The organism is Streptomyces sp. NPDC059477 (assembly GCF_042749375.1).
GTDB lineage: Bacteria > Actinomycetota > Actinomycetes > Streptomycetales > Streptomycetaceae > Streptomyces.
Genome location: NZ_JBHYUG010000011.1, coordinates 13881 through 38474, shown reverse-complemented (window position 1 = coordinate 38474; position 24594 = coordinate 13881). Strand labels below are relative to the sequence as shown.

General features: G+C 72.9%; 21 protein-coding genes and 2 pseudogenes. 8 read left to right on the top strand and 15 right to left on the bottom strand.

The features are described from left to right. Positions 1-32 precede the first annotated feature (32 nt). The 4 genes from ACFXAZ_RS08240 to ACFXAZ_RS08225 all read left to right on the top strand — a co-directional run bounded on the left by ACFXAZ_RS08240 (position 33) and on the right by ACFXAZ_RS08225 (position 3446). Positions 33-2057: an FAD-dependent monooxygenase gene (locus ACFXAZ_RS08240; protein WP_384586577.1), complete on the top strand. Its 2025-nt coding sequence runs from the start codon at positions 33-35 to the stop codon at positions 2055-2057. A 222-nt stretch (positions 2058-2279) separates the two neighbouring features. After that, on the top strand, positions 2280-2327 hold the full coding sequence (locus ACFXAZ_RS08235; protein WP_365319592.1) for a hypothetical protein: 48 nt from the start codon (positions 2280-2282) through the stop codon (positions 2325-2327). Between the two features lie 77 nt (positions 2328-2404). Then, complete coding sequence (locus tag ACFXAZ_RS08230) at positions 2405-2950, top strand: cysteine dioxygenase (protein ID WP_384586575.1); 546 nt, start codon at positions 2405-2407, stop codon at positions 2948-2950. Positions 2951-3014: 64 nt separating this feature from the next. Then, on the top strand, positions 3015-3446 hold the full coding sequence (locus ACFXAZ_RS08225; protein WP_384586573.1) for a rhodanese-like domain-containing protein: 432 nt from the start codon (positions 3015-3017) through the stop codon (positions 3444-3446). A gap of 376 nt (positions 3447-3822) precedes the next feature. On the opposite strand, the gene ACFXAZ_RS08220 is transcribed toward ACFXAZ_RS08225, so the two are convergent. The 3 genes from ACFXAZ_RS08220 to recA all read right to left on the bottom strand — a co-directional run bounded on the left by ACFXAZ_RS08220 (position 3823) and on the right by recA (position 6295). After that, positions 3823-4038, bottom strand: coding sequence for a hypothetical protein (locus ACFXAZ_RS08220; RefSeq protein WP_384586571.1), 216 nt, complete (start codon positions 4036-4038; stop codon positions 3823-3825). A 313-nt stretch (positions 4039-4351) separates the two neighbouring features. Beyond that, positions 4352-5167 (bottom strand): recombination regulator RecX, encoded by an 816-nt coding sequence (gene recX, locus ACFXAZ_RS08215; RefSeq protein WP_384586569.1) that lies wholly within the window; start codon positions 5165-5167, stop codon positions 4352-4354. Positions 5168-5170: 3 nt separating this feature from the next. Further along, positions 5171-6295 (bottom strand): recombinase RecA, encoded by a 1125-nt coding sequence (gene recA / locus ACFXAZ_RS08210; protein ID WP_384586567.1) that lies wholly within the window; start codon positions 6293-6295, stop codon positions 5171-5173. Between the two features lie 273 nt (positions 6296-6568). Here recA and ACFXAZ_RS08205 point away from each other — a divergent pair, with 273 nt between their 5' ends. After that, positions 6569-6889 carry a hypothetical protein gene (locus tag ACFXAZ_RS08205; protein ID WP_384586565.1) on the top strand — a complete coding sequence of 107 codons (321 nt, stop codon included), beginning with the start codon at positions 6569-6571 and terminating at the stop codon, positions 6887-6889. Between the two features lie 36 nt (positions 6890-6925). Here ACFXAZ_RS08205 and ACFXAZ_RS08200 read toward each other — a convergent pair whose 3' ends face one another. Beyond that, positions 6926-8296 (bottom strand): AI-2E family transporter, encoded by a 1371-nt coding sequence (locus tag ACFXAZ_RS08200; RefSeq protein ID WP_384586563.1) that lies wholly within the window; start codon positions 8294-8296, stop codon positions 6926-6928. 60 nt (positions 8297-8356) lie between these two features. Further along, a complete protein-coding gene (locus ACFXAZ_RS08195; RefSeq protein ID WP_382692666.1) occupies positions 8357-8551 on the bottom strand; it encodes a DUF3046 domain-containing protein in 195 nt (64 codons plus the stop codon). 80 nt (positions 8552-8631) lie between these two features. Between ACFXAZ_RS08195 and ACFXAZ_RS08190 the strand changes: the two genes are divergently transcribed. Next, entirely contained in the window at positions 8632-9573 is a 942-nt protein-coding gene (locus ACFXAZ_RS08190; RefSeq protein WP_384586561.1) for a hypothetical protein, read from the top strand. A gap of 12 nt (positions 9574-9585) precedes the next feature. On the opposite strand, the gene ACFXAZ_RS08185 is transcribed toward ACFXAZ_RS08190, so the two are convergent. From ACFXAZ_RS08185 to ACFXAZ_RS08175, 3 genes are read right to left on the bottom strand one after another with little or no spacing between them, the layout of a single operon-like run. Further along, positions 9586-9894 (bottom strand): AzlD domain-containing protein, encoded by a 309-nt coding sequence (locus tag ACFXAZ_RS08185; RefSeq protein WP_384586559.1) that lies wholly within the window; start codon positions 9892-9894, stop codon positions 9586-9588. Next, positions 9891-10808, bottom strand: coding sequence for an AzlC family ABC transporter permease (locus tag ACFXAZ_RS08180; RefSeq protein ID WP_384586557.1), 918 nt, complete (start codon positions 10806-10808; stop codon positions 9891-9893). The genes ACFXAZ_RS08185 and ACFXAZ_RS08180 overlap by 4 nt, the downstream gene beginning before the upstream one ends. Next, on the bottom strand, positions 10709-11671 hold the full coding sequence (locus ACFXAZ_RS08175) for an AraC family transcriptional regulator (protein ID WP_384586555.1): 963 nt from the start codon (positions 11669-11671) through the stop codon (positions 10709-10711). The genes ACFXAZ_RS08180 and ACFXAZ_RS08175 overlap by 100 nt, the downstream gene beginning before the upstream one ends. 171 nt (positions 11672-11842) lie before the next feature. Here ACFXAZ_RS08175 and ACFXAZ_RS08170 point away from each other — a divergent pair, with 171 nt between their 5' ends. Both ACFXAZ_RS08170 and ACFXAZ_RS08165 read left to right on the top strand, forming a co-directional pair. Next, complete coding sequence (locus ACFXAZ_RS08170) at positions 11843-16849, top strand: ATP-dependent helicase (protein WP_384586553.1); 5007 nt, start codon at positions 11843-11845, stop codon at positions 16847-16849. Positions 16850-17059: 210 nt separating this feature from the next. Continuing rightward, positions 17060-17905, top strand: coding sequence for an Fpg/Nei family DNA glycosylase (locus ACFXAZ_RS08165; RefSeq protein ID WP_384586551.1), 846 nt, complete (start codon positions 17060-17062; stop codon positions 17903-17905). A 1087-nt stretch (positions 17906-18992) separates the two neighbouring features. Here ACFXAZ_RS08165 and ACFXAZ_RS08160 read toward each other — a convergent pair. From ACFXAZ_RS08160 to ACFXAZ_RS08130, 7 genes and pseudogenes are all read right to left on the bottom strand, one after another. Continuing rightward, the gene (locus tag ACFXAZ_RS08160; protein ID WP_384586549.1) at positions 18993-19463 is read right to left on the bottom strand and encodes a Dps family protein; all 471 of its coding nucleotides are present in this window, start codon (positions 19461-19463) and stop codon (positions 18993-18995) included. Between the two features lie 218 nt (positions 19464-19681). After that, positions 19682-20065 carry a helix-turn-helix domain-containing protein gene (locus tag ACFXAZ_RS08155; protein ID WP_384586547.1) on the bottom strand — a complete coding sequence of 128 codons (384 nt, stop codon included), beginning with the start codon at positions 20063-20065 and terminating at the stop codon, positions 19682-19684. Positions 20066-20174: 109 nt separating this feature from the next. Further along, positions 20175-20351, bottom strand: a pseudogene (locus tag ACFXAZ_RS08150) (damage-inducible protein CinA); the annotation flags it as partial. 231 nt (positions 20352-20582) lie between these two features. Further along, a pseudogene (locus ACFXAZ_RS08145) lies at positions 20583-20951 on the bottom strand (CinA family protein); the annotation flags it as partial. Then, positions 20948-21844 carry a CDP-diacylglycerol--glycerol-3-phosphate 3-phosphatidyltransferase gene (pgsA, locus tag ACFXAZ_RS08140; protein ID WP_384586545.1) on the bottom strand — a complete coding sequence of 299 codons (897 nt, stop codon included), beginning with the start codon at positions 21842-21844 and terminating at the stop codon, positions 20948-20950. The gene pgsA and the pseudogene ACFXAZ_RS08145, both read right to left, overlap by 4 nt. Further along, positions 21841-23328: a 30S ribosomal protein S12 methylthiotransferase RimO gene (gene rimO / locus ACFXAZ_RS08135; RefSeq protein WP_384586543.1), complete on the bottom strand. Its 1488-nt coding sequence runs from the start codon at positions 23326-23328 to the stop codon at positions 21841-21843. The genes pgsA and rimO overlap by 4 nt, the downstream gene beginning before the upstream one ends. A gap of 186 nt (positions 23329-23514) precedes the next feature. Continuing rightward, a complete protein-coding gene (locus tag ACFXAZ_RS08130) occupies positions 23515-24363 on the bottom strand; it encodes a helix-turn-helix domain-containing protein (RefSeq protein ID WP_384586541.1) in 849 nt (282 codons plus the stop codon). Positions 24364-24594 lie beyond the last annotated feature (231 nt).

Genomic DNA, 24594 nt, shown 5'->3' with positions numbered 1-24594 from the left:
CGGACACCACTGCGCACAGGGGGCGCCGCGCCGTGGACCCGGTGATCATCGTCGGCGCGGGGCCCGTCGGGCTCACGCTCGCCCTGGCACTGGCCCGCCAGGAGGTGCCGAGCGTCGTCCTGGACGAGTCCCCGGGCGCCGACGAACCACGACCGGCCCGCACGGTCGTGCTCCGCGAGGACACCACCGCCCTCCTGCACCGGCTCACCGGCATCCCCCTCGACCGGGCCGGCCTCCACTGGGCCGGATGGCGGTCGATGCGGCGCAGACAGGTGATGCGCGAGATCACTTTCGACGACGGGTTCCATGGCGACGAATTCCACGGCGACGGGTTCCATGGCGGTGGGTTCCATGGCGGTGGGTCCGGGGACGGCGTCGGCGACGGGTCGGGCGACGGATTCGGTGGCGGATTCAGTAGTGGTTCCGGTGGGGGTCGTGGTGGCGGTCCCGGTGGCGGGTTCTACGACGGCGAGGGCGCCGGACGTGGTGCGCGCGGCGCCCGTGCTGCCCGGGACGGCCGCGATGCCCGCGACGGCCGTGACGACGCCGAGGCCCCCGAGAGCGCGGGCCCGGCGCCGCTGCACATCGCCCAGCATCTGCTGACCGGCGCCCTGCGCGCCGCCCTCGCGCGCGAGCCGCTGGTGCGGCTCGCCACCGAGAGCCGCCTGGACACCATCGAGCAGGAGCCGACGGGCGTGACCGCGCACACCCGCGGCCCCAGCGCGACCTGGTGGCGCGGCAGCTACCTGGTCGGCTGCGACGGCCCTCGTTCCACCGTGCGCAAACTCCAGGACATCCGCTTCCCGGGCCGTACGGCGGTGCAACGTCACGCCGTGGCCGCGCTGCGCACGGAACTTCCGTGGCCGGACCAGGCATTGATCCATCGGCTGCCGCCGTGGCGGACGTCCTGGCCCTCGGGCGGGGAGGTGACCGGACGCCCGCTGCCGGACGGCGTCTGGCGCCTGGACTGGCTGCTGCCGCCCGGCAAGGACCTGGTCACCCCCGAGCTGCTGGTGTCCCTGATCCGGGAGACCCTGGCCGGCTGGGCGGACGGCGAGTCGACCCCGCCGTACGACCTGCTGGACACCGGCGTGCACACGGTCCATCACCGGCTGGCCCGTCGCTGGCGGGTCGGCCGGGTCTTCCTGGCGGGCGACGCGGCCCATCTGCTCGGCGCCTTCGGCACCCAGGGGCTCGACGAGAGCCTGCGCGACGCCGACAATCTCGCCTGGAAGCTGGCCCTGGCCTGGCACCACGGGCCGCACGAAGCGCTGCTCGACAGCTACCAGGCCGAGCGGCGCGCGGTGATCGCGGCCCGGCTGCGCGCCGCCGACCAGGCCCTGCCGCTGCTGCGCGGTGGCGGTGGCCTGCGCGCCTACGTCCCCGGCGCGGCCCGCGGCCACGACCAGCTGCTCACCGACGCCCACCTCGGGCGCGGCCCCCTCGGCGCGCCGGGCTGGTACACCGACTCGCCCCTCACGCCCCGCCACCTCCAGGCGGAGGTCCCGGTGGACACGCCCCCGGGAGCGCCGGTCGTGGACGTCCGCGTGACCGCCGAGGACGGCTCCTTCGTCCAGCTGCGCGACCGCCTCGGGCACGGCACCCTGCTGGTCGTCCTGATCGCGCCGGGCACGGGCGTGTGGGAGCGCCGCCACTGGGTCACCGCGGGCATCATGCCCCGTCTGGCGGCGGCCGTGACCGCCCTCCCCCACCCCGCCGAGCTGCTGGTCGCGGAGAGCTACCCGGGAGCGGGCGCCCACACGGTCCTGCTGATCCGCCCCGACGGCCACCTGGTCACCGCGCTGAGCGGAGTCCGCCCGGCCGACCTGTACGCGGCGGCGGAGGCCACGGTACGGGGCTCCGGAGGCACGGAGGGGGATGCGACCGGGTCCGGCGCCACGCCGAGGCGTGGGTCGGGGGCCGGCTCCGGCTCCGGCTCCGGCTCCGAGGCACGGGACGGCTCCGAAGCAGGGTCTGCCTCCAAGGCACGGGACGACGCCAAGGCAGGGGCGGACACCGACACGGACGTGGAAGGGGCTGAGGCCGGGGTGCGGTGAGGCGCCCGCGCCGCTCCGGCCCCTTCCCGTCGGCTGCCCGGCTGCCCGGCCGCCCCCGGACCGCCGCCTCCGGGCAGCCTCCCCCAGCACTCCAGAGCCCCCCGACACCCCCCGTCCCACCACACGGTCCGCATAGTGACTGCCAGTTGACCTGCGAGAAACCGGCGTGGTGTACTCCGAATCGTGATCGACACCTGTGTGCACCTGTGGCGGAGGGTCCATATGGACCTCGTCCGCTATGCGGGCTGCGTGTGTCGCACGTCCTGCTGAACTCGCTTCTTTACTCCTCGCGCGCGCCGCCCGAAGGCCGCAGCGCGCTCCCGCGAACTCATCAGGACGGTGCACCCTTGTCTGCCTCCCCCACCCCCGCTGTCTCCACCCCCGCCGCCCCGCCCCCGGCCGGACCGACCCAGGCCGATCTCCTGGACTTCGTACGCCGTACCGCCGCCGACACCGACCTGATCGCCTCCCTGCCGCTCGACCCGGAGGGCCGGACCTGGGTCCGTCTGGAGGGTCCCGGTGGCAGCGAGGCATGGCTGATCGGCTGGCCCCCCGGCACCGGCACCGGCTGGCACGACCACGCCGACTCGGTGGGCGCCTTCCTCACCGCCCAGGGCGAGCTGAAGGAGCACTCCCTCACCGCCCGCCTCCCCACCGACGGCTGGCGCACCCTGGAGCTGGCCGACGGCATCGACCGTGAACGCCGGCTGCCCGCCGGCAAGGGCCGCACCTTCGGTCACCACCATGTCCACGAGGTGCTCAACGAGTCCGCCGAACAGCACGCCATCTCCGTCCACGCCTACTACCCCCCGCTCCCCCGCATCCGCCGCTACAGCCGCACCGGCCAGGTACTGCGCCTGGAGCAGGTGGAACGCCCCGAGGACTGGCAGTGAGCGCACTGCCCGTGACCGATACGCCGAAACGGCCCCCGCACACCGACGAACCGGAGGGACGACGATGACCACCACGGACGGCACGGGCACCGGCGGCGACGCCGAGCACCCCGTCGGCATCGACGAACTCCTGGAGCGGGTCCGCACCGGCTACGAGCGCGTCGGCCCCGATGCGGCGTTCGACGCGGCGCGGACCGGCGAGGTCCTCCTCGTCGACATCCGCTACGCCGCCCTGCGCGAGCGGGACGGCCTGGTCCCCGGCGCGGTGATCGTCGAGCGCAACGAACTGGAGTGGCGCCTCGACCCCCACGGCAGCCACCGTCTCCCCGAGGCCACCGGCCATGACCTGCGGGTCGTGGTGTTCTGCAACGAGGGCTACGCGTCCAGCCTCGCCGCCGAGTCCCTCCACCGCCTGGGCCTGTACCGGGCCACCGACCTGGTCGGCGGCTTCCAGGCCTGGAAAGCGGCGGGCCTCCCGGTCATAGCGACCGCCTGAGCGCCTGACCGCCGCGCAGGCGACTGCCGGACGTGTGTCTGTCCGGAATCCGACTTCCGATGCCTGCCCTTCCGGGATCCGGCTGTCTGACGACTGTCTGCCGGGGATCCTTTTTCCGGCGCCTGGCTGTCCGGCATCCGCCTGCCTGGCGTCTGGCATCCGGCTGTCTGACGACCGCGACCCGACAGCTGACCCCACAAGCCGCTTCTCAGGGACGCCAGCCTTTCCGGCCTGGCGTCCCACGGCTCTCCGCGACCTGGTCGGCACGGCCCGACCGGCACAGGCTTGCTGGCACAGGTTTGCCGGTACGAGCACACCGGTACAGGCCAGTCGGAAAGCAACCCGGCGGCCGGGCCACGCCCCCGAGCCAGCCAGGTCAGTCCGAAGGCTCAAGGGCCTCAAGGGCCCGTCTGGCCTCGACCCACAGCCGCTCGAACTCCTCCGCGGAGATCTCCGCCGCCCGAGGCTGGTCCCGCCAGCCCTCCAGGACGGCATCGGCGAGCACGCCGTACCGCTGTTCATAGCGGCCCGTCGCCGCCGGACCGGCATGATCACGCAGGTGCAGCACCTCGGCCAGGGAGGCCGCCGTCACCGGCCGGGAGTCCTTCCCCCGGACCTCTACCTGACGCACTGCCCAGCCCTCGTCATCCGCCTCGAAGTACAGCCACAGGTCTTCCTCCTCGTAGTACGTGCGGAACCAGATCGCCAGATCGCCACACCCCCCTCCTCACCACCAACCGCCCCGACCACCTGGACCAAGCAGTCCGGGGCACCCTGGCCCGGGGCCGGGAAGCAGAGCCCGTCATCGGCCCGGTCCCGAACGCGATCGACGCCCCCGCGCGACCACCGTGCTCCAGACCCCGCCGCCCCCTCTTTCCCCGGGTACCGACGCGCTCTCCCCCGGTTCAGTACTCCCCGTCCCCCAGGAACTCCGTCTCCTCGCCCTCCTCTTCCAGCGCCTGCCGTACCACCCGCAGGGCGAGCCCCTCGGAGTACCCCTTGCGCGCGAGCATCCCCGCGAGGCGGCGCAGCCGCTTGTCCCGGTCGAGCCCCCGGGTGGCCCGCAGCTTGCGGGCGACCAGCTCACGCGCGGTCGCCTCCTCCTGCTCGGCGTCGAGCCGGCCGACCGCCTCGTCGATCAGCGCGGAGTCGACGCCCTTGGTCCGCAGCTCCCGGGCGAGCGCGCGGCGGGCCAGTCCTCGGCCGTGGTGCCGGGACTCCACCCAGGCGTCCGCGAACGCGCTGTCGTCGATCAGCCCGACCTCCTCGAACCGCGACAGCACCTCCTGCGCGACCTCGTCCGGGATCTCCCGCTTGCGCAGGGCGTCGGCGAGCTGCTTGCGGGTGCGCGGGGTCCCGGTGAGCAGACGCAGGCAGATCGCCCGTGCCCGCTCAGCCGGGTCCCCTGAAGACTCCCCCGCCTCGGCCCTCGACGAGGAAGGGGCGCCTTCGTCCCTGTCGGACGGCTCCGCGGAGCCACGCCGACGACGCCCACGCCCACCGCGTGACCCGCCCTCACCGCGCGCTCTCCGGTCGCCCCCGAGGCGACCACCGCCCGCATCACCACCACCGGCGTAGCGGTCGTCTCCGGCACGGACGCCGTCTTCGACCCACTCGCCACCGTCGGCCCGGTCACCGTCACCGTGGTCCGGCCGATCGCCCCCGTCCAACCGGCCGTCGGCAGGCAGGGCGTACTCGGCCCAGTCGGTTCGCCGTGTCACGGATCAGCTCTTGGCAGCCGGGGCCTTGGTCTTGGCGGCCTTGACCGCCGGTGCCGGAACCGTCTTGGCATCCTCCACCGGAGCGGCGGTGACCGCGGCGTCCGCGCCCGGCTCGGCGGTGGGCTCCACGGGCCGCACGCCGACGCCCAGCTTCTCCTTGATCTTCTTCTCGATCTCGTTGGCCAGATCGGGGTTGTCCTTCAGGAAGTTGCGCGCGTTCTCCTTGCCCTGGCCGAGCTGGTCGCCCTCGTACGTGTACCAGGCGCCGGCCTTGCGCACGAAGCCGTTCTCCACGCCCATGTCGATCAGACCGCCCTCGCGGCTGATGCCATGGCCGTAGAGGATGTCGAACTCGGCCTGCTTGAAGGGGGGCGCGACCTTGTTCTTGACGACCTTGACCCGGGTGCGGTTGCCGACCGCGTCGGTGCCGTCCTTCAGCGTCTCGATACGGCGGATGTCGAGCCGCACCGAGGCGTAGAACTTCAGCGCGCGGCCACCGGTCGTGGTCTCCGGGGAGCCGAACATCACGCCGATCTTCTCGCGGAGCTGGTTGATGAAGATCGCGGTGGTCTTGGACTGGTTGAGCGCGCTGGTGATCTTCCGCAGGGCCTGGCTCATCAGCCGGGCCTGGAGGCCCACGTGGCTGTCGCCCATCTCGCCCTCGATCTCCGCGCGCGGCACGAGCGCGGCGACGGAGTCGATGACGATGAGGTCGAGGGCGCCGGAGCGGACCAGCATGTCCACGATCTCCAGGGCCTGCTCGCCGTTGTCCGGCTGGGACAGGATCAGGTTGTCGATGTCGACGCCGAGCTTCTGCGCGTACTCGGGGTCGAGGGCGTGTTCCGCGTCCACGAACGCGACCTGGCCGCCGGCCTTCTGCGCGTTGGCCACCGCGTGCAGGGTCAGGGTCGTCTTGCCGGAGGACTCCGGTCCGTAGACCTCGATCACCCGGCCGCGCGGCAGTCCGCCGACGCCGAGGGCCACGTCGAGCGCGGTCGACCCGGTCGGGATGACCTCGATGGGCTCCTTCGACCGGTCACCCATGCGCATGACCGCGCCCTTGCCGAACTGTCGTTCAATCTGTGCGAGAGCGGCTTCGAGAGCCTTCTCGCGGTCGGTTCCTGCCATGGGTTCCACCCGATTTGCTTGAGTCGATCGCTTCACGTCAAAAACGCTATCGCCTGCCACTGACAATGCGTCCCGACGCAGGTCCGGCCTGTGGATAACTCGGGCCCTTTTCCACCTGAACCAGGCTGAAACGCCCACCAAGGGCGCCGCCCGGAGCCTCCATAAGAATGGATGTTCGATTTACGTGTCAAGCGCACCACGCACAGACCCACATCACGGAAGCTCGCGGCACCGCACACCGGGCGCCGGCCACTCAGGGCAATAGTCGATCCGGTGCAGACCCGCCCCAACCCGTACGCGGCGCTTTGCTGCGGCGACGGGATCGCGTTCCAGCTCTACGGCCACAAGTCGGTCGTCCCGGCCGATTCCTGGTCCGCCTGCTACCTCACCACCGACCACGTCGACGAGCTGTACGTCGCCTCCCGCGCCGTTCCGAAGGCCGCGTACGGCCGTGTCCCGACCCGTGGCATCCCCCGCATCGGGCCGCCCCACCGGCGCACCCCTGGAACACGCTCCCGCCCCGGGAGAACCTTCGCCCGCGCCCGCCTGTCCGACCCACTGCCGCGCAGAGCCACCGACCCCGCAGAGCCGTGAAGCTACGACCCCACCGACCCGCGGAGCCGCCGATCGTCAGCCGCCCGAGCCCTTCCGATCCCCCAGCTCCCCGCCCCGCACGTCCCGCGAGCCTTCTTCCCCCGAGGCCTGCTGCCCCACGTGCGTCCCCTGGTCCCCCGACCCGTCCCGCACGTCCTGCGAGTCCTGCCCGTCCCGCGCCCCGGTCGCCCGTCGCTCCCACAGCGCACGCGCGCGCCCGTACAGGCTCGCCTGTGGCGCGCGGTTGCGGTGGCCCTGCACGCGCGCGTCGTCCGCGACGTCGTACCGCTTCACATACGCCCCCAGGAACGCCTGGAGCGTGGCCACCGCGGGGATGGCTATCAGGGCGCCGACGGCGCCGAGGAGCGCCGTGCCCGCGATCACCGAGCCGAAGGCCACGGCGGGGTGGATGTCGACCGTCTTCGCGGTCAGCTTCGGTTGCAGCACATAGTTCTCGAACTGCTGGTAGATCACGACGAAGATCAGCACCCAGAGCGCGTACCAGGGATCCTCGGTGAAGGCGATCAGCATCGGCAGCGCGCCCGCGAGATACGTGCCGATGGTGGGGATGAACTGCGACACCAGGCCCACCCACACGGCGAGCACGGGCGCGTACGGCACACCCAGCGCCTCCAGCAGGATGTAGTGCGCGACGCCGGAGATCAGCGCCATCAGGCCGCGCGAGTAGATGTAGCCGCCGGTCTTGTCGACGGCGATCTCCCAGGCGCGCAGCACCTCGGCCTGGCGGGACGGCGGCAGGACGGAGCAGATCGCGCGCCGCAGCCGGGGGCCGTCGGCGGCGAAGTAGAACGAGAACAGGGTGACCGTCAGCAGCTGGAACAGGCCGCCGAGTACCTGCGCGGACACGTCCAGCACTCCCGTGGCGCTGTTCTGCACGTAGTCGCGCAGCCAGTCGGAGTTCAGCAGGCCCTCCTGGACGTCCACCCGCTTCAGCTCGGTGTTGAAGTGGGCGTTGATCCAGTTGATGACGGAGTCGAGGTACTCGGGAAAGCTCTCGACCATCTTGACGATCTGGCCGGCCAGCAGGGAGCCGAGCATCGTGACGAAGCCCGCGGCGACGATCATCACGCCCAGGAAGACGGCCGCGGTGGCCAGTCCGCGCCGCAGCCCGCGCGAGGCCATCCAGCTCACCGCGGGCTCGATGGCGAGGGCCAGGAAGAACGCGATGAGGATGTTGATCAGCAGCCCGGTGAGCGCGTGGAAGGCCCAGCTGCCGAGCTGGAACACGGCGACGAGCGTCAGCGCGAGCACCATGGCACGGGGCAGCCAGCGCGGCATGCGCGCGCTCGGCCCGGCGGCGCGTCCGGCCGGGGGCCGTGCGGGCGGCGTCGGGCCGGTCGTGGATATGGGCGGGGCTGCGTGCCCGGTGTCGTCAGTGGGTGCCACGGAGCAAGTCTCGCCCACGCCGCCGGCAATCGGGGACGGTCCTGCGATCTTCGTGACCGGTCAGCGCTTGTCCTGTGGCACGTTCATGACCAAACAGACCGCTCGCCACACGTCCTTCGTCTCCCAGCCGGCGTCCAGCGCCTCGCGCACGGTCCGCCCGCCCAGCTCCGACATGACGTGATCGCGCGCGAAGGTTTCGGAGTACCCCGTACCGAAATGCTCCGCCATCCGCTCCCAGAAGACCGTCAACCGCATGACCCCAGTATCCCGCCCCTGAGGGTGGGCCCCGGCCGGGACGGCTCACCGGCGCCGCTTGGCGCCCTACGGTCTGACGCATGGCCGCAACCGGAGCTTCCCCCCTCATTTCCACGCCCCCGGCGCACACCGCGCTCACCCGCGCCGGGCAGTTCGTCTGGCTCACCGCGCGCGTACTGGAGCAGCGCCTGTTCGCGTATCACTTCCTGAGCGGTGACGCCGATCCCGTCGAGACCGCGCTGGACGCCTACCGCAACGCCGACGGCGGGTACGGCCACGCCCTGGAGCCCGATCTGCGCGGCCCGGTCAGCCAGCCCCTGCACACCGCGCACGCGCTGCGCGTGCTGGACGCCATCGGGCGCTGCGGCGGGCAGCGCGTGGAGCGCCTGTGCCGCTATCTGACGGACATCTCCACGCCGGAGGGCGCGCTGCCCGCCGTCCATCCCGCTCAGCGCGGCTATCCGGCGGCCCCGTTCGTGCCGGTCGCCGACGATCCGCCGAGCGCACTGCTGACGACCGGCCCGGTGGTCGGCGCACTGCATCGCAACGACGTGTGGCACGCGTGGCTGTTCCGCGCGACGGACTTCTGCTGGAAGGCGGTCGAGTCCCTGGAGCGGTCGCGTCCATGCGAGATCCACGCCGCCGTGGCCTTCCTGGAGTCCGCGCCCGATCGCCCCCGCGCGGAGGCCGCCGCCGACCGGCTGGGCCGGCTGGTCCGTGAGCAGCGCCTGGCGGTCCTCGATCCGGAGCACCCGGAGACCCTCCCAACGGCGCCGGGCCACGCGCCCGGCGAGCACCACTACCCGCACGACTACGCCAGGACATCGCACTCGCTCGCGCGCGCGTGGTTCACGGACGACGAGATGTCCCGCTCCCTGGACCTCCTGGCGGACGGGCAGCAGAAGGACGGCGGCTGGCCGGTCCGCCGCCGGTGGGCGCCCGCGCCCGCCCTGGAGGCCCGCCCCATGGTGACGATCGAGGCACTGCGCACGCTCAGGGCGTACGGCCATCTCGTGGACTGACCGCGTGGGGCGTCAGCCGCCAATGGCACGCACCCCGGCCGTCACCAGCACGGCCGCCGCGACGACGACCAGGAAGGGCGCCCGCAGCACCAGCGCCACGGCCGCGGCGGCGAGCCCCGCGGCCCGCGCGTCCAGGACCAGCGCCTGCCCGTCGGCGAAGGTCTGCTGGGCGGTGAGGGCGGCGAGCAGGGCCACGGGCAGCAGTGCCGCGAGCCGCCTCACCAGGGGCCGCTCCAGCACCCCCGCCGGGACGAGCAGTCCGACGAGCTTGACGGCGTAGCAGCCGAGCGCGGTGACCCCGATGGCGATCCAGATGATCAACGGTCCTCCTCCGGCCTGTCGGAACCCGCGGGAGCGGCACGCCGGGGCGTGGTCCGAGCGGCCTCCTGTGCGGCGGCGCACCGTTCCGCGTCGCCCCGCGCGGGCGCGACCCCGGCGTCCACCGCACCCCGCGCGGGCGAGGCATCGGCGTCCGCGGGCGAGGCACCCGCGCCTCCCCCGTCCCGCGCGTCGGGGGCGCCGCCCCCTTTGCGCCGCCCCTTCGCCCACAGCACCAGGGGCGCGGCGAGTGCCGCCGCCAGGACCGGCACGCCCGCGGGCAGCACCGGCAGCAGGCCCAGCCCCAGGACGACGGCGAGCCCGGCGGCGGCCCGCTCGGTGGGGGTGCGCAGCATCGGTGCGAGCAGTGCCAGGAAGACGGCGGGTCCGGCCGCGTCCAGCCCCCACGCGTCGGTGTCACCGATGGCCTCGGCGCCGAGCGCGCCGAGCAGTGTGGTGAGGTTCCACAGCAGGTAGAGGGTCAGTCCGGTGACGGTGAAGCCGAGCCGGGCCGCGCGCCGCGTGGGCTGGGCCAGGGCGACGGCCGCCGTCTCGTCGATGACCCACTGGGCGGCGAACGGCCGCACCGCGCGCGGGAGGGCCAGCAACTGCGACAGCCGCAGTCCGTAGAACGCGTTCCGTACGCCCAGGAAGAACGCTCCGGCCGCCGCCGTGAACGGGTTGCCGCCCGCCGCGAGCGCGCCCACGAGGGCGAACTGGGACGCGCCGGTGAACACGAGCAGGCTGAGCACACAGGTCTGCGCGAGCGTGAGCCCGCTGCCCGCCGACGTCACCCCGAAGGCGAATCCCGACAGTCCTACGGCGACCCCGACTCCGAGGGCGTCGCGGACCACCGCCCGGTCAGGTCTGTCCGGGGCGTCGGCCCGTATGTCCGCGAAAGCTGTCCGTTCTGCCACGCGTCGGACGGTAGGGGCAGCCGCCGCCGCGCGTCTTGTACGTTCTTGCGCTCACGCTGGTAGGCGCCCGGGGGGACGCCGACGATCCGGGCGAAATGCCGGTTCAGGTGCGGCTGGTCGGTGAACCCGACCGCCAGAGCGGCCTCGGCGGGCGTCGTGCCCGCGTCCAGCAGCCGCCGGGCCCGCCGGACCCGGGAGTCGGTCAGCCAGGCGTGGGGCGGCATTCCGTAGGTGTCGCGGAAGGCCCGCAGCAGGGCGAACGGGCTGGTCCCCAGGTCGGCCGCGAGCCTCTCCAGGGTCGGCGGCCCGGCCATCCGCTCCTCCAGCACGGCCCGCGCGCGTGCCGCGATCCGGGCTCCGGCCGTACGCACCTCGCGCTGCGGCAGCGTCCCGCCGTTCAGCCTCAGCAGCCGGGTCACCGCGACCCGCAGCAGCGTGTCGGCGGCCAGGGCGTTCCCCTCGTCGGCGGCGCGCAGCACTTGGTGCACCAGCCCGACGGTGTACGGGTCGTCGAGCACGGGACGGGCAAAGCCCGGGGTGCCGCGGAGGGTCGTGGTCTCGGCGGCGATCTCCGCCACGACCTCCGGCGACGGATACACGGCCCCGTAGCGCCAGCCCTCGGGCACACCCGCCCGCCCGGTGTGCGAGGTGTCGGGATTGACCAGCGCGAGGGCTCCGGCACCGGCGTACTGATCGGCGCCTCCGTGGTGGAAGACCTCCACGCCGTCGGCGATCGCGGCGATCACGAAGTGTTCGTGGGTGTGCCGGACGAACGTCTTGCGGATGTACCGGGCACGCAGCAGATCGACACCGGGCAGCTCCGCGTACTGCCAGTGCCGCGCCCGCTCGTCCCGGCCCGCCATGCCTCCATTCTCCGCCACGGCGCCGGAACCCCTGACGGACCGCCCGGCGCCCCAGCCTCTGCCACGGAACATCACCGCGGGTCAGAGTCGGCGCGGCTCCCTCAACCGAGCATCACCGCAGGTCAGAGCCGCTGCGGGCCGATTGTCAGTGCCGGGGTGCAGGATGGACGCATGGTCAGCGCACATCGAGCCCTCGACGGCTTCTCACCCGCCACCCGCGGCTGGTTCACGGGCGCGTTCTCCGCGCCCACCGCCGCCCAGGCCGGTGCGTGGCAGGCCATCGGGGCCGGCTCGGACGTGCTGGTGGTCGCCCCGACCGGCTCCGGCAAGACCCTGGCCGCCTTCCTCGCCGCCCTCGACCAGCTGGCCTCCACCCCGCCCCCGGCCGACCCGAAGAAGCGCTGCCGGGTGCTGTACATCTCGCCGCTGAAGGCCCTCGCGGTGGACGTCGAGCGCAATCTGCGCAGCCCGCTGACCGGCATCCGCCAGGAGTCCGTGCGCCTGGGCCTGCCCGAGCCGGAGGTGAAGGTCGGCATCCGCTCCGGCGACACCCCGCCCGCCGAGCGCCGCGCGCTGGCCACCCGCCCGCCGGACATCCTGATCACCACCCCGGAGTCCCTGTTCCTGATGCTGACGTCGGCCACGCGCGAAGCGCTGACCGGCGTGGAGACGGTGATCCTGGACGAGGTGCACGCGGTGGCGGGCACCAAGCGCGGCGCGCATCTCGCGCTGACCCTGGAGCGCCTGGACGAGCTGCTGCCCAGGCCGGCCCGCCGCATCGGCCTGTCGGCGACCGTCCGCCCGGTGGACGAGGTGGCCCGGTTCCTCTCACCGCGGCGCAAGGTGGAGATCGTCCAGCCGAAGTCCGGCAAGGAGTTCGACCTCTCCGTCGTCGTCCCGGTCGAGGACCTCGGCGAGCTGGGCGGCTCCCCCGTGGCCGACGGTTCCGAGGGCGCCGAGCGGCCGTCCATCTGGCCGCACGTGGAGGAGCGGATCGCGGACCTGGTCCAGTCCCACCGCTCCACGATCGTCTTCGCCAACTCCCGCCGGCTCGCCGAGCGCCTGTGCAACCGGCTCAACGAGATCGCCTACGAGCGGGCGACCGGCGAGATCCCGGGCGAGCACCACTCCCCGGCCGAGCTGATGGGCAACTCCGGCGCGGCCCAGGGCGCCCCGCCGGTGATCGCGCGCGCCCATCACGGCTCGGTCTCCAAGGAGCAGCGCGCGCTGGTGGAGGAGGACCTCAAGGCGGGCCGCCTGCCCGCGGTGGTGGCCACCTCCAGCCTGGAGCTGGGCATCGACATGGGCGCGGTGGATCTCGTCGTCCAGGTCGAGTCCCCGCCGTCGGTGGCCTCCGGCCTCCAGCGCGTGGGGCGCGCGGGCCACCAGGTGGGCGCGGTCTCCACGGGCGTGGTCTTCCCGAAGTACCGGGGCGACCTGGTGCAGGCGGCCGTGGTCACCGAGCGGATGCGGGTGGGCGCGATCGAGTCCCTCAGGGTCCCCGCCAACCCGCTGGACGTCCTCGCCCAGCAGCTCGTCGCCATGACGGCGATGGACACCTGGCAGGTGGACGACCTGCTCGCCATGGTCCGGCGCGCGGCCCCCTTCGCCGCGCTCCCGGAGTCGGCGTTCACCGGGGTCCTCGACATGCTGGCGGGCCGCTATCCGTCGGACGCGTTCGCGGAGCTGCGCCCGCGCGTGGTGTGGGACCGCGTCATGGGCACGGTCACCGGCCGTCCGGGCGCCCAGCGCCTCGCCGTGACCTCCGGGGGCACGATCCCCGACCGCGGCCTGTTCGGCGTGTTCCTCGCCGGGGCCGACCCCAAGAAGGGCGGCGGCCGGGTCGGCGAGCTGGACGAGGAGATGGTCTACGAGTCCCGCGTGGGGGATGTCTTCACGCTCGGCACCAGCTCCTGGCGCATCGAGGACATCACCCGCGACCGCGTCCTGGTCTCCCCCGCGCCGGGCGTGCCGGGCCGGCTGCCCTTCTGGAAGGGCGACCAGCTGGGCCGCCCGCTGGAGCTGGGCCGCGCGGTCGGCGCGTTCCTGCGCGAGATCGGCTCCCTGGCCCGCGACGACGCGCGCCTGCGCCTGGTCGCCGCCGGCCTCGACGCCTGGGCGGCCGACAATGTGCTGTCGTATCTGGACGAGCAGCGCGAGGCCTGCGGCCATGTCCCCGACGACCGCACGATCGTGGTGGAGCGCTTCCGCGACGAGCTGGGCGACTGGCGGATCGTGGTGCACTCCCCCTTCGGCGCCCAGGTCCACGCCCCGTGGGCGCTCGCCCTCGGGGCGCGCCTCGGCGAGCGCTACGGCATGGACGCCCAGGTCATGCACGCCGACGACGGCATCGTGCTGCGGCTGCCCGACGCCGACCTGATGGGCCTTGACCTGCTGGACCGGGAGCCCGGGAAGGCGGGCACGGAGTACGACGCCGAGCAGGCCCCGATCGGCGCGGCGGACGTCGTCTTCGACAAGGGCGAGGTCGACCAGGTCGTCACCGACCAGGTCGGCGGCTCCGCCCTGTTCGCCGCCCGCTTCCGCGAATGCGCCGCCCGCGCGCTGCTGCTGCCCCGCCGCAGCCCCGGCAAGCGCACCCCGCTCTGGCAGCAGCGCCAGCGCGCCTCCCAGCTCCTTGAGGTCGCGGGCGAGTACGGCTCCTTCCCGATCGTCCTGGAGGCGGTCCGCGAATGCCTCCAGGACGTCTTCGACGTCCCCGGACTGGTCGAGCTGATGGGCGACCTGGAGTCCCGCAAGGTCCGCCTGGTCGAGGTCACCACCCCCGAGCCGTCCCCCTTCGCCCGCTCCCTCCTCTTCGGGTACGTCGCCCAGTTCCTGTACGAGGGGGACTCACCGCTCGCCGAGCGCCGCGCGGCGGCCCTCTCCCTGGACTCGCGGCTGCTGGCGGAGCTCCTCGGCCAGGCGGAGCTGCGCGAACTGCTCGACGCGGAGGTGCTGGCCGAGCTGGAGCGCGAGCTGCAATGGCGCACCGAGGACCGCCGCGTCAAGGACGCCGAGGGCGTGGCCGATCTGCTGCGGATGCTCGGTCCGCTCACCGACGCGGAGCTGGCCGAGCGCGGCGCCGAGCCGCCGTGGGCGCCGGAGCTGGCCCGCGCCCGCCGTGCCATCAAGGTCCGGGTGGGCGGTGCCGACCACTGGGCGGCGATCGAGGACGCCGGGCGCCTGCGCGACGCGCTCGGCACGGCACTGCCGGTGGGTGTCCCCGAGGCGTTCACCGAGCCCGTGAAGGACCCGCTGGGCGACCTCCTCGCCCGCTACGCCCGCACCCACGGCCCGTTCACGTCGGTCACGGCGGCGGGCCGGTTCGGCCTCGGCGTGGCCGTCACGGAGGGCTGTCTCCAGCGCCTCGCGGCGGCGGGGAGGGTCGTCCAGGGCGAGTTCCATCCCGCGGGCATCGGTCAGGAGTGGTGCGACGCGGCCGTACTGCGCCGGCTGCGCCGCCGTTCCCTGGCCGCGCTGCGGCAGGAGCTGGAGCCGGTGCCTCCGGCTGCCCTCGCGCAGTTCCTGCCGCAGTGGCAGCACATCGGCCCGGGCCACGCCCTGCGCGGAGCCGACGGCCTGGTCCGCGCGGTCGAGCAGCTCCAGGGCGCCTCCGTGCCCGCCTCCGCGCTGGAGAAGCTCATCCTGCCGTCCCGCGTCACGCACTACACGGCCGCCCTGCTCGACGAACTGACGGCGGCCGGGGAGATCGTGTGGGCGGGCGCCGGTTCACTGCCCGGCAAGGACGGCTGGGTCTCGCTCTATCTGGCGGACGCGGCCCCCCTGCTGCTGCCCGAGCCCCACCCCTTGGAGCTGACGGCCCTGCACGAGTCCGTGCTGACCACCCTGGCCGGCGGCTACGGCCTGTTCTTCCGCCAGATCGCCGACCAGGTCCGCGCCACCACCCACCCCGACGCCACCGACCCGCACCTGGCCGATGCCCTCTGGGATCTGGCCTGGTCCGGCCGGCTCACCAACGACACGCTGACCCCCATGCGGGCCCTTCTGGGCTCGGGCCGCACGGCGGGCTCCACGGCCCACCGGGCCAAGCGGGCCGTCCCGCGCGGTCGTTACGGCTCCCTGACGGCCGCCGCCCGCCCCGCCTCCCGCAGCGGCCCCCCGACCGTCGCGGGCCGCTGGTCCCTGCTCCCGCCCCGCGAGCCGGACCGCACGGTCCGCGCCCACGCCCTCGCCCGTACGCTCCTCGACCGGCACGGCGTGGTGACCCGGGGCGCCGTCGCCGCCGAGGGCGTGGAGGGCGGCTTCTCGGCGACGTACCGCATCCTGTCCGCCTTCGAGGACAGCGGCCAGGCCCGGCGCGGCTATGTGGTCGAGGGTCTGGGCGCCGCGCAGTTCGCCATGGACGGCGCCGTGGACCGCCTCCGCGCGGTGGCCAACGCCCGCGAACGCGGCGGGACGCTCACCGCGCCGGGCACCGGCCTGCCCTACGACACCGGCGGCTTCCCCGACGGCAGCCCCCACGCCGGCGGCCCGGCCGCCGGGACGACCCCGCACACCGACCACGACTGGGCAACGGCGTTCGACACGGACTCCCAACAAACCTCCGGCTCCCCCTTGGACCCGGCCCCGGTCTCCGGCGCGGACTCCCCCGCCGACACCGACCGGGCGACCGCGTTCCCAGATTTCCGGGACTTCCCGGATTCCCCGGATCTCCGCCCCTCCCCCGGCGACCACACCTCCCCGCGCGACCACCCCCGACAGGACCCCTCCCCCTGGCTGACCACCCCCCGTCCGCCCCACACCTCCAGCTCTCGAAGACCACCCGCTCCCCGGGCCCTCGTCATGGCCGCCGCCGACCCCGCCAACGCCTACGGTGCCGCCCTGCCCTGGCCCGAGCCCCCGACGGGCGCGGGGCACAAGCCGGGCCGCAAAGCGGGTTCCCTGGTGGTCCTCGTGGACGGCGAACTGGCGCTCTACATGGAACGCGGCGGCAAGACCCTGCTGGCCTGGCCCGCGGACCCCCAGGCCGAGGTCACCGACGACCCCCGGCTACGGGAAGCGGCCGAGGCCCTGGCCACGTCCGCCCGCGCGGGTTCACTCGGCACGGTCACGGTCGAACGCGTGAACGGCACAGCGGCCCTGACCTCCCCCTTCGGCACCCTCCTGGAGGCAGCGGGCTTCATCGCCACCCCCCGCGGCCTCCGCCTGCGCGCATGACCCCGACCACCAGGCACACCATCCCCACGCAGTCCACCACGCCGACGCAACCCACCGCCCAGGCCCAACCCGCTGCCCAGGCCCAACCCGCTGCCCGGCACCAGCCCACGCCCCCGACCCAACCCACTGCCCCGCACCAGCCCACCGCCCCCGACGGACCACACCCCCCAGCCCGGACCACCACCCCGCCGCCCATGCCACCCTGGACCCATGCCCGAGGGTGACACGGTCTGGCAGGCGGCGCGGCGGCTGCACACCGCGCTGGCCGGCCGGGTCCTGACCCGCTCCGACCTGCGCGTACCGAAGTACGCCACGGCCGACCTCACCGGCCGCAAGGTGCTGGACGTCACCCCGCGCGGAAAGCACCTGCTGACCCGCGTCGAGGGCGGAGTGACCCTCCACTCCCACCTGAAGATGGACGGCGCGTGGAAGGTGTTCGCAAACGGTCAGCGCTGGAGCGGCGGCCCCGCCCACCAGATCCGCGTGATCCTGGGCAACGCCGACCACACGGCCGTCGGCTACCGCCTCCCGGTCCTCGACCTCCTGCGCACCACCGACGAGGACCGTACGGTCGGCCACCTCGGCCCCGACCTCCTGGGCCCGGACTGGAACCCGGACCGCGCCCTCGCCCGCCTCCTCACCGACCCGACCCGCCCCCTCGGCGAGGCCCTGCTGGACCAGCGCAATCTCGCCGGCATCGGCAATGTCTACAAGAGCGAGCTGTGCTTCCTGCTCGGCGCCACCCCCTGGCTCCCCGTCGGCGCCCTCCCCGCCGAGCGCGCCGCCCAACTCCCACCCCTGGCCAAGAGGCTCCTCGAAGCCAACCGGGACCGCCCGGTCCGCAGCACGACCGGGCGCCGAGGCCAGGACCTGTTCGTGTACGGCCGCGCGGCCCGCCCCTGTCTGCGCTGCGGGACGCCGATCCGGGTGGCCGACCAGGGCGACGGCTCACGCGAGCGCCCCACGTACTGGTGCCCGGCATGCCAGCAAGGCCCCGCCCCGGCACCGGGCTCCCGCCGCACGGCCAGCAACCACCCACCCCACCGCATTAATTGACAACCCATCAGAACCACTCGTACCGCCCCCGTCATGGCCGTCACCGCGTACGCCCCCACCGCAGGCGCCGCCTTCACCACCAGCGCGGCGAGCGACATCGGCCGCACCACGGCGGCGCTGCTCGCGTGAGCCCGAGCCACCGTGCGCTGCACGGACCTGGGGATCATGCACAGCAGCCCGGCTCCAGGCCGTCCTCCACCTAGCCTCCGACGACTCGGCCTTTCACCACCGGCCAGATCCTCCGCCCGAACGGCGGGTGACAACGCCATGGCAGCCGGTAGCCGGTAGCCGGTAGCCGTACGAGCTTGCCCGCGCCCCCGGCCAGGCCACCCCACCCCGACCCCGACCCCGACCCCGACGAACCATCACCCCGACGAACGCCCTCTCACTCCCGCCCCGGCGGCCTCCGCCGCCACCTCCGCGCCGCCCGCCGACGCCACCCGGCCCCACCGGATGAACGGGAATCACAAGAAGCACGGGATTCAAGCAACCCCCCGGAGCCCGCCGATATCCCGGACACCCCGGACACCTCCGGCACCTCCGGCACCCCCGGAACTCCCGGCACCCCCACAGCCAGATCCCCCGCCCCACCCCCCAAACTCACACCCGCACCCGCACCCGCACGAACCCCACTCCCCACCCCAACCCCCCGCCAAGCCGCCCGCCACCGCCCAGTCCCCACCGCCCCGGCCGCCCGCGACTTGGGCACGCAATGCACCGGCAGCAGACTCAGCCCCCACCCCCCGGCCGCAACCGCGCCCTCCACCGCCCCGGCGTCGGGCGCCACGGCGAGCCGGACAACGGCCCACCACCACACCGCCCCGAACCCCAGTCCAGCCCCCCAGCGCACTATCCGCCCCGCCATGGTCACCTCCTCCGGCCCGACGCTAGAACGCGGCCCGCACGGGCCGACAGGGCGCACCGGCGGCAGACAGGCGCGCAAACCCACACCACACCCGCCCCCACCCCACCGCCTGCGCCCTGCCAGCCCCTAAGCCCGCCAAGCCCCGAACCCGGACCCGAACCCGGACCCGGCCATCAAACGCGGACCGACCCCGGTCGCACCCACCCCCACCCCCCACCCTCGTCAATTGCTCGCGGCCTGGAACATCCAGTGATGCTTCTCAAGATCCGCCGTGATCCCGATGAAGATGTCCTGCGACACCGGATCCGGCTTCTCGGTCGCCGTCACCCGTTCCCGCATCCGGGTGATCGCCGCGCCCAGCGCATCCGTCAGCTCCCGCACGGCGTCGTCGTCCTTGACCCAGTCGTTCGGCACCGCCCCGATCCCGCTGCCGGCGGCGACGGTCTTCGCACGCCCGTCCGGGGACACCCCGAGCGCCGACGCCCGTTCGGCGACGGTGTCGGAGTGCGTTCGCGCGGACGCCACGACATCGTCCAGTTGAAGGTGTACGGATCGGAAGCGGGGACCGACGACATTCCAGTGGACCTGTTTCGCGACCAGCGAGAGATCCACGAGGTCCACGAGGGCGGACTGAAGTGCCTCGGCCACGACTTTCAGGTCCGCGTCGGGCAGCGGGCTCTTGACGACGTACATCACACCTCCGTTGACGGCCCCGAGAACTGTTCCTCCACGATGACCGCAACACCCAAGACCGGCAAACGGAGCAAAACCTCCACCAAAAGCGACCCGTCCATCACCACCGGGAACGCAAAAACCCCGACCCGGCTCCCAGGGAACTCACTCCCTGGAGAAGCCCGGACCGGGGCCTCGACACACTCGCGCGCCGCCTCAAGGGCAGACGCACAGGCATCTCACGCGGCGACCACATCCACCGCCTCGGCGGCGGGCGCCTTGATCGTGACCCGTTCCGGCGGCACACCGGCCACCGAGACGGAACCCAGCATCGGTCGGACCGGCCTGGGTACTGGTTCGCTGGGAGTGACCGCAGCGGACTGGGCCAGCTCGGCGAGGGCGAGCTCGTCGCTCACCTCGCGCATGAGCTCGGACATCCGTACGTCCAACGCGTCGCAGATCGCGGCGAGCAGCTCGGAGGAAGCCTCCTTCTGCCCCCGCTCCACCTCGGAGAGATAGCCGAGCGAGACTCGGGCGGAGGAGGAGACTTCGCGCAGAGTACGGCCCTGGCGCTGGCGCTGCCGACGCAGCACGTCACCCAGCAGGCGACGGAGCAGAATCATCGGTGGCTCCCTCCTCGGACCGCGTAACCGCATCCTTCACGCCCCACCGTACCGCCTTGCGCCGCGGCCGTGCGGGGAGCGATGTCGTGTTCACTCAGGGCTGCAAACATCAAAACCCCCCGTTCTGTTCCGTATCCTGTGCCCGCTCATTCCCGGTCTGTTCGCCCGCTAGCTGCTCAAGAAGCAGCGCGAGTACGCTCCGTACACTCTCCATACGGATTTCCTCGCGGTCGCCGTTCAACCGCAGGGCCAGCACTTTTCCGCCACCGGCAGAATCGGAAACCGCTCCACCCGATGCCGAAACGACCGCGTCCGTCCCGGAAACGACACCATCCGACGCCGAACCGACCCGGTCGGCCCCCGAAACAATTGCATTCGCTCCCGAGGCAGCTGTCCCGGCCCGCGATATGGCAGTGTCCGCCGCCGAATCAACCGCGCTCGCCCCGGAAACGGCTGTCTCCGCTCGCGAAGCGCCATCATCCGGCTCAGAAGCGCCGTTTCCCGCCCTGGAATCCCCTCTCCCAGGTCCGGCAACAGCCACAAAAACCGTCCCCACCGGCTGACCGTCCTGCGGCTCGGGACCCGCGACCCCGGTCGTCGCCACACCCCAGTCGGCGCCCAGCACCCCCCGCACACCGGCCGCCATCTGCCCCGCGACCTGCGCGTCCACCGCGCCGCGCGCCGCCAGGAGCCCGGCGTCCACCCCCAGCACCCGGTGCTTGAGGTCGGTCGCGTACGCCGTCACCGACCCCCGGAACACCTGGGACGCGCCGGGTACCGCCGTGAGCGCCGCCGCGACCAGTCCGCCGGTCAGCGACTCGGCGACGGCGATGGTCTCGCCTCTCACCCTCAGTAGTCGCACCACGTCGGCGGCCGTGGAACTCACCTGTCCGTCTCCTGTGCCGCCGCCCTGCGCTCGGCGATCCCCTGCCGACGCAGCACGATGGCTTGTCGTACATAGTCCAGACCGGTCAGCACGGTCAGGACGACAGCGGCGGCCATCACCCACCACCGCAGGGTGGCCAGCCAGCCCGTCAGCGCCAGGACATACATCCCCACGGCCACACCCTGGGTGAGGGTCTTGACCTTGCCGCCCCGGCTCGCCGGGATGACGCCGTACCGAATGACCAGAAAACGCAGCAGCGTGACGCCGAGTTCCCGGCCGAGGATGACGGCCGTGACCCACCACGGCAGGTCGCCCAGGGCCGAGAGACAGATCAGCGCCGCCCCCATGATGGCCTTGTCGGCGATGGGGTCGGCGATCTTCCCGAAGTCGGTGACGAGATCGTAGGTACGGGCCAGATGGCCGTCGAACAGATCGGTGATCATGGCGATGGCAAAGGCGGCCCAGGCCAGTGACCGCCAGGCCGGGTCGTACCCGCCGTCGGCCAGCATGAGCGCGACGAACGCCGGCACCAGCACCAGCCGCAGCATGGTCAGCAGGTTGGCGATGTTCCACACACTCGCCTGATTGACGGCCGCCGCGGCCAGCTTCCCGCCCCGCACGGCACGGCCCCCCGCCTCCCCACCATCGGCCTCGCCGCCCCCTTTCGGGGAACCGTCGCCCTCGCCACCACGCGCCACACCCGCGAAGCCCGCCCCGGAGCCCCCGGCAGCAGCACCGACACCGGACACCCCAGACACTCCGGAATCCCCGCCCCCCGCGGCACGATCCCCCTCGCCGGAGCCTCCCGCACGGCCGGCTCCGGCTCCGGCGGAGCCACCCACACCGTCCACCCCGGCGGAGCCCCCCGCGGCCGATGCCGGGACTCCCGTCATCTGCCCGCCTCCTCACGGCCCGCGTACGAGCCCCGCAACGGCTCGGCCATCAGCGGCTCGGCCACCAGGTCGACACCTTCCGTACCGACCACCTTCGCCTCGACCATACGGCCGACACTCAGCCCCGCGCCGCTCGTGAGCAGCACCTGGCCATCCGTCTCGGGCGCCTGGTGCTCCCCGCGGCCGTACACCCCGTCCGCGGTGTCGACCGACTCGACGAGCACCCGCAGCGTTTCCCCGAGGCGCTCCTCGGCCCGCTGCGAGACAAGTTCCTCGGCCCGCCGGGAGACATGGGCCAGCCGCTCGGCGACCACATCGGAGTCGAGCTTGTTCTCGTACGTCGCCGCCTCCGTGCCGTCCTCGTCGGAGTAGCCGAACACCCCGATGGCGTCGAGCCGCGCGTGGTCGAGGAACCGCTCCAGCTCGGCGAGGTCGGCCTCGCTCTCGCCGGGGAAGCCCACGATGAAGTTGGAGCGCACCCCGGCCTGGGGCGCCTTGCCCCGGATGGTGTCGAGCAGCTCCAGGAACCGGTCGGTGTCCCCGAAGCGCCGCATCGCGCGCAGTACATCGGGCGCGGAGTGCTGGAAGGACAGATCGAAGTACGGGGCGATCTTGGGCGTGGACGTCAGGACGTCGATCAGACCGGGCCGCATCTCGGCCGGCTGGAGGTAGCTGACCCGCACCCGCTCGATGCCGTCGACCTCGGCCAGCTCCGGCAGCAGCGACTCCAGCAGCCGGATGTCACCGAGGTCCTTGCCGTACGACGTGTTGTTCTCGGAGACCAGCATGATCTCCTTGACGCCCTGCTCGGCCAGCCACCGCGTCTCGTTCAGCACATCGCTCGGCCTGCGGGAGATGAAGGAGCCCCGGAAGGACGGGATGGCGCAGAAGGTGCAGCGCCGGTCGCAGCCGGAGGCGAGCTTGACCGAGGCGACCGGGGAGCCGTCGAGTCTGCGGCGCAGCGGCGCGCGCGGGCCGGAGGCAGGCGCGAGGCCGTCCGGGAGGTCGACCGGAGCGTGTCCCGGCAGGGCGACGGACGCGGCGGACTCCTGCCGCTCGGCGGGGCTGATCGGCAGCAGCTTGCGCCGGTCGCGCGGGGTGTGCGAGGCGTGCACCCCGCCGGAGAGGATGGTCTGCAACCGGTCGGAGATGTCCGCGTAGTCGTCGAACCCGAGCACACCGTCGGCCTCGGGGAGGGCCTCGGCCAGTTCCTTGCCGTACCGCTCGGCCATGCAGCCCACGGCCACCACGGCCTGGGTCCGGCCGTGTCCCTTGAGGTCGTTGGCCTCCAGCAGGGCGTCGACGGAGTCCTTCTTGGCGGCGTCGACGAATCCGCAGGTGTTCACGACGGCGACGTCGGCGTCCTCGGCGTCCCCGACCAGCTCCCAGCCGTCCGCCTCCAGACGACCCGCGAGCTCCTCGGAGTCCACCTCGTTTCGGGCGCAGCCAAGCGTGACGAGTGCGACGGTACGGCGTTCAGACATGGGCTCAGACTACTTCGTCCCACTGACACCCCACGCCGACGGGGCCACGGCGATCTTGCCCGCACCGGCCCCGCACACCTGCTCGAAGCCGCCCTTCAGACCCTGCTCACGGCTCCGGCAAAGCCACCTCACAGCGACCGCACAACCACCGCGGGCCATCCGGCGAACCGCACCCACCCCTCATCCTCACCCCACCTGCGGATCCCCCTTCGTGTACGTCAACCGCTCCACAGCCCCCGGCTGCCAGTCCTCGTCGATCTTCTTCCCGTTCACATGCATCTGGATGGCGCCCGCGTCGCCGAGCACCAGGTTGATCTTGGAGCTGTCCTGGAAGGTCTTGGATTCGCCCTGCTTGAGCAGCCCGTCGAACAGCAGCCGGCCGTTGTGGTCCTTGGCGGAGATCCAGCTGCGTCCGTCGGTGGCGCTGACCTGGACGGTCACCTTGTCCTGCGGCGCCGCCGCGATCGCGCTCTCGGTCGGGTCGGCCTTGGGGTCCGCGGGCTTGCTGGTCTTCGCGGACGGCGAGGAGGACGTGCCGGCCGACGGCGTCGTGCCCCCGGCGACCTGGTCCTCGGAACCGCCGTCGGCCTCGCCCTTGAACATCGTGAACCCGGCGAAGCCGATCACGGCGACGATCGCGGCGACCATGGCCGCCGTCCAGTTCGGCCCCCGGCGCTCCGGGCGGATCCGCTCCGCCTCAAACAGCGGGGCCGCCGGCGTGGGGGCGGGCCGCCCGCCGTGCTCGGCGTCGTACTGCGCGAGCAGCGGGCCGGGATCGAGATGCACGGCCCTCGCCAGGGTCCTGAGGTGCCCGCGCGCGTAGACGTCACCGCCGCAGGGCGAGAAGTCGTCGGCCTCGATCGCGTGCACGATGGCGATCCGGACCCGGGTGGCGGTACTGACGTCGTCGACGGTCAGTCCGGCCGTGATCCGCGCCTGGTGGAGCGCGCGGCCGATCGAGAGGCGGGGCTCATCGGTTGCATCGGATACGTCTTCGAACGGACGCTCGTCTTCTGGGAAGTTGCCGATGGACACGGGGGCGCCTTTCGAGGTGTAGCCACCTGTGCTGGAAGTTCAGTTTGCGGGGGTGCGAAAGGGTGGGGCAACCGGGCACTAGCACTTTGTACGCCATCGGTATGGCCTGTCGTACCGATGGTCGTACCGATGGCGGGACAGCTGTTTCCCGCTTTCCTCAACTTGACGTACGCCGAAGGGAAACGGTTGCTCAATGATCCCCTACGACCGCATCACGATGATCCCCTAATA